14 protein-coding genes are annotated in these 12833 nt (G+C 59.1%); 6 read left to right on the top strand and 8 right to left on the bottom strand.

All coding sequences use genetic code 11. The annotated features are described in order from the left end of the window. Window positions 1–198 precede the first annotated feature (198 nt). Entirely contained in the window at window positions 199–993 is a 795-nt protein-coding gene (locus AOA59_RS18495) for a class II aldolase/adducin family protein (RefSeq protein ID WP_099488645.1), read from the top strand. Between the two features lie 147 nt (window positions 994–1140). On the opposite strand, the gene AOA59_RS18490 is transcribed toward AOA59_RS18495, so the two are convergent. The 4 genes from AOA59_RS18490 to AOA59_RS18475 form a co-directional block, all read right to left on the bottom strand. Continuing rightward, window positions 1141–2223 carry an LLM class flavin-dependent oxidoreductase gene (locus AOA59_RS18490; RefSeq protein WP_099488644.1) on the bottom strand — a complete coding sequence of 361 codons (1083 nt, stop codon included), beginning with the start codon at window positions 2221–2223 and terminating at the stop codon, window positions 1141–1143. A gap of 200 nt (window positions 2224–2423) precedes the next feature. After that, on the bottom strand, window positions 2424–3731 hold the full coding sequence (locus tag AOA59_RS18485) for an ATP-binding protein (protein ID WP_099488643.1): 1308 nt from the start codon (window positions 3729–3731) through the stop codon (window positions 2424–2426). Beyond that, window positions 3728–4468 carry a response regulator gene (locus AOA59_RS18480; RefSeq protein ID WP_099488642.1) on the bottom strand — a complete coding sequence of 247 codons (741 nt, stop codon included), beginning with the start codon at window positions 4466–4468 and terminating at the stop codon, window positions 3728–3730. Before AOA59_RS18480 ends, AOA59_RS18485 begins: the two co-directional genes overlap by 4 nt. 117 nt (window positions 4469–4585) lie before the next feature. Continuing rightward, window positions 4586–5995 (bottom strand): PLP-dependent aminotransferase family protein, encoded by a 1410-nt coding sequence (locus AOA59_RS18475; RefSeq protein WP_069785850.1) that lies wholly within the window; start codon window positions 5993–5995, stop codon window positions 4586–4588. A 158-nt stretch (window positions 5996–6153) separates the two neighbouring features. On the opposite strand from AOA59_RS18475, the gene AOA59_RS18470 reads away from it, so the two are divergent. The 5 genes from AOA59_RS18470 (at window position 6154) to AOA59_RS18450 (ending at window position 10330) form a co-directional block, all read left to right on the top strand. Continuing rightward, a complete protein-coding gene (locus AOA59_RS18470; RefSeq protein WP_016968943.1) occupies window positions 6154–6318 on the top strand; it encodes a rubredoxin in 165 nt (54 codons plus the stop codon). A gap of 27 nt (window positions 6319–6345) precedes the next feature. Next, complete coding sequence (locus AOA59_RS18465; protein ID WP_099488641.1) at window positions 6346–7215, top strand: sugar phosphate isomerase/epimerase; 870 nt, start codon at window positions 6346–6348, stop codon at window positions 7213–7215. 66 nt (window positions 7216–7281) lie between these two features. Beyond that, complete coding sequence (locus AOA59_RS18460) at window positions 7282–7914, top strand: LysE family translocator (protein ID WP_017137772.1); 633 nt, start codon at window positions 7282–7284, stop codon at window positions 7912–7914. Window positions 7915–7994: 80 nt separating this feature from the next. Next, window positions 7995–9053 (top strand): diguanylate cyclase, encoded by a 1059-nt coding sequence (locus tag AOA59_RS18455; protein WP_099488640.1) that lies wholly within the window; start codon window positions 7995–7997, stop codon window positions 9051–9053. Between the two features lie 47 nt (window positions 9054–9100). After that, window positions 9101–10330 (top strand): M20/M25/M40 family metallo-hydrolase, encoded by a 1230-nt coding sequence (locus AOA59_RS18450; RefSeq protein ID WP_099488639.1) that lies wholly within the window; start codon window positions 9101–9103, stop codon window positions 10328–10330. Window positions 10331–10571: 241 nt separating this feature from the next. Here AOA59_RS18450 and AOA59_RS18445 read toward each other — a convergent pair whose 3' ends face one another. The 4 genes from AOA59_RS18445 to AOA59_RS18430 all read right to left on the bottom strand — a co-directional run. After that, window positions 10572–10988, bottom strand: coding sequence for a hypothetical protein (locus AOA59_RS18445; protein ID WP_099488638.1), 417 nt, complete (start codon window positions 10986–10988; stop codon window positions 10572–10574). Beyond that, window positions 10982–11266, bottom strand: coding sequence for a hypothetical protein (locus AOA59_RS18440; protein WP_099488637.1), 285 nt, complete (start codon window positions 11264–11266; stop codon window positions 10982–10984). Before AOA59_RS18440 ends, AOA59_RS18445 begins: the two co-directional genes overlap by 7 nt. 26 nt (window positions 11267–11292) lie before the next feature. Next, on the bottom strand, window positions 11293–11673 hold the full coding sequence (locus tag AOA59_RS18435; RefSeq protein ID WP_099488636.1) for a hypothetical protein: 381 nt from the start codon (window positions 11671–11673) through the stop codon (window positions 11293–11295). Next, a partial coding sequence (locus tag AOA59_RS18430; RefSeq protein WP_099488635.1) for an RHS repeat domain-containing protein occupies window positions 11670–12833 on the bottom strand: 1164 nt, incomplete at its 5' end. The genes AOA59_RS18430 and AOA59_RS18435, both read right to left, overlap by 4 nt.

The following is a 12833-nucleotide window of genomic DNA, read 5'->3' as shown; positions in this document are numbered from 1 at the left end:
GAGGCTCTGCGTCAAGCTTTGGGACGCGGAGCGTCCAGGGCTGAATTCCCACGCGGAGCGTGGGAACTATCTATGTGGTAGTCGGTTATTTTTATAAAAAATAATAATAATTAGCTTAGATTAAAATGTGCTTTTTATTATTTTTGGCCATCCCCTAGGCTGACTGGAAGTCCTTAAGGCCATCCAGGAAGTTTTGCCATGAGCAGCGTCACCTCGCTTTCCAGTGTTTCCAGCAATGTCCGTCAGCGCGTCACGCCAGAAGAGTGGGAGGTGCGCGTCAAGCTGGCCGCGGCCTATCGACTGGCGGCGTTGTACAAATGGACCGACCACATCTACACGCACTTCTCCGCCCGTGTGCCGGGGCCGGATGAGCATTTCCTGATCAACGCCTACGGGCTGTTGTTCGATGAAATCAACGCCTCCAACCTGGTCAAGGTCGACCTCGACGGCACGATTGTCGACGACCCGACCGGCCTGGGTATCAACTACGCAGGTTACGTGATCCACAGCGCCATCCACGGCGCGCGCCATGACCTGCAAGCGGTGCTGCACACCCATACGCGTGACGGCATTGCGGTGTCGGCGCAGAAGGATGGCCTGCTGCCGATCTCCCAGCACGCCATTGCGTTCTCCGGGCGCGTGGCCTACCACGGTTATGAAGGCGTGGCGCTGGACCTGGACGAGCGCGACCGCTTGGTGGCTGACCTGGGCGACAAGAGTGTGATGATTTTACGCAACCACGGGCTGTTGACCGCCGGCATCAGCGTGGAACACGCCTTCCAGCAACTTCAAGGGCTGGAGCGCGCGTGCACTATCCAGATCGCGGCGCAGGCGGGCGGCAATGCCGAGCTTATCTTCCCGCCGGCAGAGGTGGTGGCCAAGGTGGAGGAGCAGGCCAAGGTGTTCAGCAATGGCGCAGGGCCGGGCGTGGTGCGGCATTGGAATGCGTTGATTCGGCAGTTGGAGCGTACGGATACCGACTACAAAAACTGAACCCATGCTTGACGCCAAACTCCTGTGGGAGCTGGCTTGCCTGCGATGGCGGTGTAACAGTCAAGATTGATGTTGACTGAGACACCGCTATCGCAGGCAAGCCAGCTCCCACAGTTGATCAGCGCTCACATGGGTTTTGTGGTGTGCTCAGGCGACCTGTTGGGCTTGTTCACGCTCGGCGACCAGCTGGCGGGTCAGCGGGATCAGCCGCTTGCCGTAGTCGATTGCGTCGTTGAGCGGGTCGAATCCGCGTATCAGGAAGGTGGTGATACCCAGGTCGTAGTAGTCCAGCAACGCCTGCGCGACTTGTTCGGCGGTGCCGACCAATGAAGTGGAGTTGCCCTGCGCGCCCAGCAACCCGGCGATCCCGGTCCACAGGCGCTTGTCCAGGCGCGAACCCTGCGCTGCCGCTGCCAGCAAGCGGCGCGAGCCTTCGTTGGGTGGTTCGCGGCGCACGAAACCCTGCTTTTCGGCCAGTGCGGTCGCCTGCTGCAAGATCGTCTCGGCACGTGCCCAGGCCAGCTCCTCGGTTTCTGCGAGGATCGGGCGCAACGACAAGCTGAAGCGAATCGTGCGCCCTTGCTTGGCCGCTTCTGCGCGCACCTGGGTCACCACTTCGCGCACCTGCTCGTAGGTTTCACCCCACAGTGCATACACGTCGGCATGCTTGCCGGCTACCGCAATGGCGGCCGCTGAAGAACCACCGAAGTACAGCGGGATATGCGGTTGCTGCGGCGACTTCACCGTCGAATGCGCGCCTTCGACCTGGTAGTAGGTGCCTTTGAAATCGAAAGGCTGCTCGTGGGTCCATTCCCGGCGCACCACGCTGAGGTATTCGTCGGTGCGTGCGTAGCGTTCGTCCTTGCCGATATGGCTGCCATCGGCGCGCAGTTCACGGTCATCGCCGCCGGTGATGATATGCACGGCCGTGCGCCCGCCGTTGAACACGTCCAGGGTCGCGAACTGGCGTGCGGCCAGGGTCGGCTGGGCAAAACCTGGGCGATGGGCGATCAGGAACTGCAGTTTTTGGGTCACGCTGGCAGCGTGCGCGGCGATCAGCGTGCTGTCCGGGCTGTTGGAATGAAACGCCACCAGCGCGCGGTCGAAACCTGCTTCTTCGTGGGCGCGGGCCACGGTTTCGACGTAGTCCGGTTGCAGGGTAGGGCCGCTGCGCGGGTGAATCTCGGAAGCGTGATGGCCGCCGATATAGCCGATAAATTCGATGCTCATTGGTCTGTCCTTGTCGATTGCGCGATTAACACCTCCTCCGGGCGTGGGGTCGGTCACTCGGGTCAAAAGTAAGGGCAGTGGCGGGGTCTGTAAAATGCCTGTTGGTTCTAACCTAATTATAAAAAACAGAATTATCATGCGTAAATTTTATTAAGGCCGTGCATTTAACGTGGCAAGCCTGCTGGCCACAGAGCAGTGCGCTAAAGACTCAACCGAACCTCGGCACACAAGCCACCCTCAGCCCGATTACTCAAGGTCAGCGAGCCGCCGATCGCCACCGCCAGTTGCTGGGCAATCGCCAACCCCAGCCCGGTGCCGCCGGTGCCGCGATTGCGTGAGCTTTCCACCCGATAAAACGGCTGCAGCACCTGCGCCAGCTCGTCTTCGGCAATTCCCGGTCCTCGGTCCAACACCTTGATCGACAGCTGCCCATCCGCTGCGCAGCCGACTTCCAGCTCGGCGCTGCCGGCAAATTTAAGGGCGTTGTCCACCAGGTTCACCAACACACGGCGCAGCGCGTGGGGGCGGGTGTCGAGGATCATCGCGCTTTTGCCGCGCAGGCGAACTTGCTTTTGCATGTCCTGATAGTCAAACACCAGGCTGTCGAGAAAGGCGTCCAGGTCAATGCGGTGGCGGGCTTCGGTGGCGCCGTGAACGCTGCGCGCATACGCCACGCCCTCACGCACCAGGTGCTCCATTTCGCTGAGGTCGCTCCACAGTTTGTCGCGGTCGGCACTGTCATCCATAAACTCGGCGCGCAGTTTCATGCGGGTGATCGGCGTTTGCAGGTCGTGGGAAATCGCGGCGAGGATCTGCATGCGTTCCTTGAGGTATTCGGCAATGCGCTGTTGCATGGCATTGAATGCCGCGGCGGCATGCGCGACTTCACTCGGGCCGGTTTCGTCCAGGGGCGTGGGGTGGGCGTTCGGGTCGAGGGTTTCGACCGCACGCGCCAGACGTGTCAGCGGGCGCACGGCCAGGCGCACCGCGACCCAGGTGCAGGCGAGCAGCAGCGCCAGTTGCAGCACCAGCACCACCGGCAACCAATAGGCTACAGGCGGGGCGGCGGGGCGTACGTCGAGGGTGATCGGGTTGCCATCGGCCAGGGTCAGGTGCACCTGGAAGTGTTTCTGGATGCCCGGTATATCGCGAAAGGTCAGGGCGTAATGCTCGCCCAGGGCGTCCGCAATCGAGGTGGCGGCCATTGGCACGTCGTGGCTGCTCATCGGTTCACCGGCCTCGCCGGCGTTGAGCAGGTACCGGTAGTTCTGCCGGTCGAGACGCGCCAGCCAACCGGCGCGCTCGTTGGCGGGCAGGCGGTCGAGGACGGCCACCGAGGTGGACACGTCGTTTTCCAGATTGCCGAGCATCACCGTGCGCGCACTGATGTAGCGCTCGTAGAACTGCGCACTGAATGACAACCCATGGGCACACACCAGGCTGATCAGAAAAATCAGCGACAGTTGGGACGCCAGTGTGCGCGGCCAGCCAACCCGCCATGGCTTCATTGCTCGGCCCCGAGGATTTGCACCGGCAGTGAAAACACATAACCCTCACTGCGCACGGTTTTGATATAGGCCGGTTCGCGGGCGTCATCCAGCAAGCGTTGACGCAAGCGGCTCACCAGCAGGTCGATGGAGCGATCGAACAAGTCGGCGTCACGCCCCTGGGTCAGGTTCAACAATTGGTCGCGGTTGAGCACGCGCTGCGGGTGGTCGAGAAACACCCGCAACAGGCGGTATTCGGCGCCGCTGAGGGCCACCAGGGTGTCATCCTCGTCGAGCAGGTGACGGGCGGTGGTGTCCAGGCGCCAGCGGCCAAAGCGGATCAGCCGCCCGGTTTCACTCACCACCAGGTTCGGCGGCAGCATGCGGGTGCGCCGCAGTACGGCGTTGATGCGCGCGAGCAGTTCACGCGCGGCGAACGGCTTGACCAGGTAATCATCGGCGCCCATTTCCAGGCCGATGACGCGGTCGGTTTCATCGTTGCGCGCCGTGAGCATCAGTACCGGTGTGGCTTTGTGCTTGCCCACCCGCAGTTCGCGGCACAGCTGCAAGCCATCGTCGCCGGGCATCATGATATCCAGCACGATCAGGTCCACGGGCGTGGTGTCGAGGAAGCTGCGCATCTGGCGGCCGTCGGCAACCACGGTGGTGCGCATGCCGTTTTTTTTCAGGTAATTGCCCACCAGTTCGCGGATTTCCCGGTCGTCATCGACGATCAGAATGTGATCGACATGATCCATGCTGCCTTCCTCGTTAAATACTCTTGGGCCGCAGTCTAGCCATCGCCGCAGGCTTTGCCTTGTGCCCTTTGTATTGCAGTGTATCTGGCGCTGACCAGATACACGGCGAAGCAAAAATCAGTGGCGCACGGCCTTGAGCAACAGTGCCTCGAACACCCGCTGGGCGCGCGGCTCATCCGTGTGGGCGACATTGAAGCGCATCGAATTGAGGTGTGCCGGGTCGTAGCCGAACAGCGCGCCCGGCGCCAGCACCAGGCTGCGTTTCAACGCCTCTTGGGCCAGCAGTTCACCGTTTACGCCCTTGGGCAGGCGCGCCCAGATAAACATCCCGCCTTCAAACGCCATCGGCAACTCGCAGCCGCAGCGCTTGAGCCATTGCTCGACGCGCCCGCCGGACTCCATCAAGCGCTGGACCATACGCTTGCGGTGCTTGGCGTAGCTGCCTTCGCTGAGCATGCGGTAGACGATCTGCTCGAACAGCTCCGAGGTCACGCCGCCGCTCATCAGCTTCATGTTGGTGAGGTTGGCGGCCAGTTGCGGCGCGGCCACCACGTAGCTGACGCGGGTGTTGGCGCTGAGGATTTTGGAGAACCCGGAAAGATAGGTGACCTGATCCAGCCCGGCGAGGGCGGCCAGGCGCGGCGGCGGGTTGGGGTGCAGGTCGCCGTAGAGGTCGTCCTCGACGATGTGGCAATGGTACTGCTGAGTCAGTTGCAGCAGGCGAAACGCCTGGCCGGGGCTGAAGGAATGGCCGGTGGGGTTATGCAGCACGCTGGTGGTCAGGTACAGGCTGGGGCGGTGCTCGGCCAGCAGCTGTTCGAGCGCAGCAAAGTCAAAGCCGTCGGGGCGTCGCTCGATGGTCACCACTTTGACCCCGTGCAGGGCCAGGTTGGCGTGGAAGTTGAAGTAGCACGGCGCGTCCAGCAGCACCGTGTCGCCGGGGCGCGCGAGCAGGCGCATGAGCATGTCCAGGCCCTGCACGGTGTTGGGTGTGGTGATGATCTGTTCCACCGGCACCGACAGGCCCTCGCCGTGCAGCTTCTGTTGCAGCGCCTGGCGCAAGGGCAACAGCCCGGCCGGTGTGCCCAGGCCGGCAATGCGCAGTGACGGCGCGCGCACCACGCTGCGCATCGTCTGGCGGATGGCCTCGCCGTTCAACCAGTCCTCCGGCAAGTGCCCGCCACCGGGGCGCAGCTCGCCGCTGGCGGTGACCAGCGGGCGGCGCAGCACGCTGAGCAGGTCCTGGGGCAGCAGGTCGACCCAGGTCGCGGCGGCCGGGCGTGCGGTTTCCATCGCCACAAAATAGCCGCGGCCCTGGCTTGAGGTCAGTAGGTGGCGCCCGCGCAGGCGGTCCAGCGCTTCGTTGAGGGTGAACTTGCTGACGCCCAGGGTCTGGGTCAGCTCACGCACCGACGGCAACTTGCTGCCGGGTGCCCATTCACCGCCCTCGATGGCCTGGCTGAAGGCGTCGACGATCTGCTGCACCTTGGGCGTGCCTTCCACAAAAGCGATGGCGGATACAAACATAAACCTTCCTTGTCTTTGCCGGTGCTTTTACCGGTGAAGTTAGGCCGGATTAGGCACCACTTTACCTGCCTTGTGCAATGACGCTGCCCTAGACTGCGCGCCATCTCGCCGGTAATTGGCGAAGTTTCTTACACGCGAGCAATGGATTTCGCATTCTCATGAAGACTTATATGTGCGCACCCTGCGGTTTTATGTACGTAGAAGAATTGGGTATTCCGGAGGACGGAATCCCGGCCGGCACCCCTTGGGAAGAGGTGCCGGAAGATTGGACATGCCCTGACTGCGGCGTGACCAAGGCCGACTTCATGGCCATTGAACTCTAACCCTCCATCAACGAAAGGAATCGCTCCATGGAAAGCAAACTGATCAACCCCACCGTACCGTTCTGTACCGGCGTGGCGCACCAGAAATACCTCAGCGCCGAAAAAGGCCTGCAAACCGCAATCGAGGGCGATTGCACCCATTGGTACATCGACGGCAGCCTGTTCGGCGAGATGGTCGACGACTGGACCGATGCGCGCATTGAAAGCCTGCAGGCGCAAATCGCCGCCACCGGCGTCACGCCGATTTTCCACGGCAACTTCAAGGCGCCGCTGGGCAGTGATGTCGAGGCGTTCCGCGCGGCGGCGGTGGACTACGTAAAAAAAGAGATTGATATCGCCAGCCGCCTCGGCGCGCCGTTGATCATCCACGGCGGCTGCATCGTCGAGCCAAAAATGGTGCTGATGGCCAAAAAGGTTGCGCTGGAACACTACCTCAAGTCGGTCCAGGAACTGGCGAGCTACGCGCAGGCCAAGGGCACGGATATCTATTTGGAGAACCTGTCCAACTACGTCAACTATCGGCCATTCCACTACATCTTTACCCATGAGGCCGAATACGCCTTTGTGTTCGAGCGCCTGCAGGCCCATGGCAACGTGTACTTTTTCCTGGATGCGGGCCACGCCAACATCGAGAACGGCCTGCCGGCCGAAGTGGTGCGCAAGTATCACCACTTGATTAAGGGCATTTCCTTCAGCAACAACAATGGTGTGCAGGATCAGCACTTCGGCATTCACGACGGCAACTGTGATTACGCCGACGTGGTGCAGGCCATCGTTGAAACCAATTGGAAGGGTCTGGTGGCGTTCGAAACCCGCAACCAGACCGCCAAGGCCGCCCTGGCCGACCTGGCGCTGATGTACCGCGAATCCCTGACCACTGAAATTGCCGTCGCCTGACAGGCCCAGGGGCGCGTGTTTGAGGCGCGCCCCGTTGTTGTTTTTTTCACTCCAAGGTTCTGGCCCATGACAAGTGCGTTAACGCTGTCTTCGTTTCTCTACTTCCTGCTGTTTTGCGCCACCATGACCTTCAGCCCCGGCCCCATGACCCTGTTGCTGTTGAGCCTGGGCTTGAAGGACGGCTTGCGCAGTTCGATCCCGGCGCAGATCGGCGCCAGCGTGTCCTACCTGATTTCCATCCTGATCTTTGCCGTGGGCTTTTCGGAACTGATCAAAGGCAACCTCGCCATTACCCAGACCATCCAGTTTGTCGGCGTGGCTTATATTCTGTACCTGGCCTACAAGCAGTGGACCAGCAGCGGTGTGTCGATCAACCAGGGCGGCGCCGTGGAAGGCTCGCGCAGCCTGTTCGGCAAGGGTTTGCTCACCGGCTTTTCCAACCCCAAGACCATCATCATGTTCAGTGCCGTGTTCCCGCAGTTTGCAGGTGCAGGCGAGCACAGCTCGGCGGCGGATATTGCCATTCTCGGGCTGACGTTTCTGACCCTGCAGTTTGCCAGTGGCTGCCTGTACTGCTATTTCGGCCAGCGTATCAAGCACGTACTGGAAAACCCCAAGCGCCGGGTGCTGTTGCAACGGATCACCGCGGTGCTGCTATTGGGTGTTGCGTTGATGTTGGCGCGTGGGTTTTCGCACTGAAGTATTAGCAGGTAAGCAGTAGTGGCGCTTTGACGTTACCCTGATAGACTCCAGGCACTCATCCAGGATTGCACCCCACCATGTCAGCCGTCGGAGGAAATGGACTTCCGCTCGCTTCGCGCCTGTTCAAATCGCGGCTCCTGGGGCTGACGCTCGGTTTTGTCTGCGTGCTCTTCGGCATGTACCCCTTGCACCCGTCGCTGTGGGTGTGGGCCTGGATGCTGATCAACGCCTTTGTCTGGCCGCACCTGGCCTACCAGCTGTCGCGCCGGGCGAGCAACTCACTGCGCAGCGAACGGCGTAATTTACTCTTCGATTCGTTTTGCGGCGGGTTCTGGGTCGGTGCCATGCACTTCAACCCGCTGCCCAGCGTGACCACGCTGTCGATGATGACCATGAACAACGTCGCCATCGGCGGGCCGCGTTTTATGCTCGCCGGCTGGGTGGCGCAGGGGCTGGGCATCGGTGCCGCGCTGCTGGTGTTCGCGCCGGCGTTTATTGCGGTGACCGGCGAGGCGCAACTGTATGCGTGCCTGCCGATCCTGATGCTGTATCCCCTGGCGCTGGGCTGGATCTGCTACCGCCAGGCCGTGACCCTGGCCCGCCATAAACGCGAGTTGCTGGCCTTGAGCCGCACCGACAGCCTGTCCGGCCTGCTCAATCACGGCGCCTGGAAGGACCATCTGGAAATCGAGTTCCAGCGTTGCCGCCGTGAACAGGTGGGCGCGGCCATTGCGCTGATCGACATCGACCATTTCAAAACCATCAACGACACCTACGGGCATGTCACCGGCGACATCGTGCTGCGCCAACTCAGCAAGGTGTTGCGCCAGAACCTGCGCGCGTCCGACCTGGCCGGGCGCTATGGCGGCGACGAGTTCTGTGTGATTTTGCCAGGCATGCCGCTCAACCGCGCCACCGAAGTGATGGACGCTTTGCGTGACCGCTTCAGTGCACTGGCCTATGCGCAAGACCCGACCCTGCGCGCCAGCTTGAGCATTGGCCTGGCGCCGTACCAGCCGGCGCACGCCGATTCCACCAGTTGGCTCAACGATGCCGACCAGGCGCTGTATGAGGCCAAGAGCAGCGGGCGCAACCGCGTCAGTTCGGTGCAAGGCAGTTGGTTACGCTCGGTTTAGTGGGGTAGGGTAGCGCAGCACCTCCCCACAACAACAAGGATCGGTCCATGCTTTTCACCTTCTCCCGTACCCTTCTGGCCGCCACCCTGGCTTTGTCCTTCGCCGTGCCGGCCTACAGCGCCGAACCCCACAAACAAATCCAGGCGGATGCCGAACAGTACAAGGCCGAGGCCCTGAAACTGCTCGAGCGCCTGGTGAATATCGACTCGGGTTCTGGCTACGAGCCGGGCCTGACCCAAGTGCGCGACATTGCCGTGGATGAACTCAAGCAGCTCGGCTTCAGCATTGAACTGGTGCCGGACAAAGCGGCCAACAACAGCCATGTGATCGCCACCCTCAAGGGCACCGGCAAAGCCAAAATCCTGCTGATGGCGCACATGGACACCGTGTTCAAGGAAGGCTCGGCCGCCGAGCGCCCGTTTCATATCAAGGATGGCCGCGCCTACGGCCCCGGCGTGATGGATGACAAGGGCGGCATCGTCGCCGGCATCTACGCGCTCAAAGTCCTGAAAAAACAGGGCTTCAAGGACTACGCGCAAATCACCTTCCTGCTCGACGCCAGCGAAGAAACCGGCTCAGAAGCCGCCTCCGAACTGATCCGCAAAACCGCCAAGGCCCACGACGTCACCTTGAACCTGGAACCCGGCCGCCCAGCCGACGGCCTGGTGGTATGGCGCAAAGGCAGCGCCACTGCGGTGGTCGAAGTCAAAGGCAAAGCCGCCCACGCCGGCGTCGCCCCCGAACTGGGCCGCAACGCCGCGATGGAAGCGGCGCACCAGATCCTGCAGTTGGGCAAACTCGGCGATGAAGAGAAGAAAACCACCATCAACTTCACCGTGATCAAAGCCGGCGACCGCACCAACGTCATCCCCGACCAAGCCACCGCCAAAGCCGACGTGCGCGCAGCGCTGCCGGAAGAATTTGATCGAATCGAAAAAGACCTGGCGCGGGTGTCAGCCAACAAGTTGATCCCGGACACCGAAGTGAAGACGAGCCTGTTGCGCGGCCTGCCGCCGATGCCACAGACGCCGGAGTCGGACAAATTGGTCGCGATTGCCCAGGGGATCTATGGCGAATTGGGTCGTAAATTGACCATTGAAGGCAGCGGCGGGGCGGCGGATGCGAGCTTGTCAGCTGGGGTCGGGACGCCGACGTTGGATGGGTTTGGGATTGTGGGTGGGAATATCCATACGCCGGAGGAATATGCCGAGGTGGAAAGCGTGGCGCCACGGGTTTATTTGTTGAGTCGGATGATTATGGAGTTGTCGAAGCGGTGAGAGGTTTGCAGGGCTCACTCAATAGGTAAACCTTCCTGTTCGAAAACTTGTTATTTGGGTGAGCAGGCTTGTTGTGGCTAGCAGGCTTGCCCTGCGTTGGGCTGCGTAGCAGCCCCAAAACAGACGACACGGGTTTAGACTAGTAGCTCTTTTTTTCCCTATTGGGGCTGCTTCGCAGCCCAACGCAGGGCAAGCCTGCTCGCCACAGTGGTGGGGTGTTTCAGTGGTGTAGGTGGTGTTTTCACCATGTTGATGGGTCTTCCAGGCTGGCTTTTTGGAGGTCGTCTTTCCACCACGCATTCGTCATCCTGTAGATGTCCTCGAAGAAACCTCTTGGATCCTCCATATCGCTCCATCCCCAAGGTAGGGAGCAGTAAAAACCAGGAGCATGGCTCAAGGCTTGCGAAAAATCATAAGTTTCGTCTTCAAGTGCATCGCCTAAAGTGTCGACTAAAAGTTTTCGATGCCGATAATTTAAGTCTGTACTTTTGTCTATAATGTACTTTTTGATGAGTTTTTCTCTGTCGCGTTTATCATTGATGTTGTAGGTTGTAAATATTTCACCCAGTGTTTCTTCACGATCATAGATGTCGAAGGGTGACAGAAAATGCCGAAATTTTGGTTGGTAAGGCTTGTTTAAAAAAGGATGTTTTAGCATTGATCGTCACTCACGGGAAATAGGGTGTAGAGTTTTTTGGTTTCACGGTCGAATTTTGCAACGATGGTATTCATGTCGTCATCATATATTGGGTTGTTCAGATCCTCTGGGTTAGGAATGTAGCCTTCTCCACAGCCTTGCAGTTCTATGCGGACGATGGGGTTTCCGTAGTAGTCCTCTCCAGTGAAAGGCTCCATATTACGGGCTGTTCTTGTGGTGACTTCATTCAGCGCTGCAAGTTGCATTTTGTGGCTTTTGAATTTAGTACTTAGTTGCATAGGTTGGTTTTGCCTTTGGGTAGGGGTTAGTGGGTGCCGTCTTGTATCTGTTTAGCTGAGAGCGCTTCGCTCATGTAGCTTTTTAGACGTTCGACTAGCACGGCCATAAAAGCTCTCTTGTCAAGTATTTCATCTTCGAAGTAGGTGTCGAATAGGTAAAAAACAGATTCGAAATCTTCGTCTGTAGATAGGAAGTGCTCAAGGGTGTCTATAAACCATTGTTGCTCGTCTTCTCTATAGGAGAAAAATTCTGATTTGGTCAATGCATCGAAAAGCTCTGCGAGCTCTTCTAGGTTGTTGACGTTTTTGGAAACTATAATTTCTTCTCTGTCTAGATCTTTAGTGTTTTCTATACAGTAAGTGAACAATAGGCCTCGAAGGATTTCTAAGTCTGGTTTTTTATTCATTTATCAAACTCCGTATAAGCAGTGATGGGTTTTCCATCTGTGTTTAGATGTACGATTGCTTTGGTTTGCTTTCCATATTCGAGTCCCTCTCTTTTATATCCTTCTCCGATTGTTTTGCCCATGCTCATTGCTTTAGGCACGCGGGATCGACCGTTAAGTTTGAAAATTAAAATCGCTCGATCAATAGCGTTCAGTTGATCTCTATGGCTCAGGAAGCGTGTGGCGGCGCTTGGAGGCCGAGGTTGTCCTGCGTTCCTCCCTCTATCGAACGTTTCAATTTCCCCAGTGGTAGGGTTTCTAGCTGTAACCACTCGCTCAAGTTGAGATTCCAGGGACGTTTGAGCACCGTGTTTTTCCAAGAAGTGCGCCCCTGGGATTGACCTTTCCAGTTCTGATAAGCGCCGGTGAGCGTTGGCCTCTCCAAGCTCATTAATGCGTGCTTGTCGCTGTGCGCGTCCCAGTTGCGGTAAAGCGGGTTCTCCGTGTTCAACCCCTGCTATCGGACTTTGAGCAGAATTGTTTGGCTTGCATCCATCCGTTCCCGGACAGGTGTTCAAGCCTAGCGGATCTACCCACCCCGTAGGATTCGGCACGTACCGGTAAGCATTAATCCCACCCGCCAGCTTCACCGGATCCGGCGTCAGGTAGCGACCAATATCTGGATTGTAGTAGCGATGGCGGTTGTAGTGCAGCCCGCTTTCCGCATCGAAATATTGGCCCTGAAAGCGCAGCGGGTTGTCGATTTTTCTGACGTCTAGGCGGGCGATTTCACCGTAGGCGCGGTAGTGCGCGGACCACACGATTTCGCCTTCGGGATTTGTGAGTTCCTGTGGCGTGCCGAGGTGGTCGAGTTGGTAGTGGAAGGGCTTGGTGTCTTCAGGGCCAAAACCTTCCAGCAGTGCCAACGGGCGAAAACTGTCCGGTTCGTAGAGATAGCTGCGATGCCGATCCGCGTGGTGTTCAGCTACCAGCTTGTCGCCTTGCCAGAAAAATTCCGTGGTTATGTCGTTAACGGTTTTGCTGATCCGCCGCCCAAACGGGTCGTAGCGGTAGCTGGCGGTTTGCCCGTTCGGTTGTGTGATCCCAATCAACCGATGCTGGCAGTCGTAGCGGTACTCGGTGACGAGCTGATGACCCTTGCCACGCCGCTGGCGGATCAA

Source organism: Pseudomonas sp. 2822-15, from assembly GCF_002742515.1.
Classification (GTDB): Bacteria; Pseudomonadota; Gammaproteobacteria; order Pseudomonadales; family Pseudomonadaceae; genus Aquipseudomonas; species Aquipseudomonas salomonii.
Note: the sequence above shows the minus strand (reverse complement) of the source record. Positions and strands in the feature narration are given on the sequence as shown.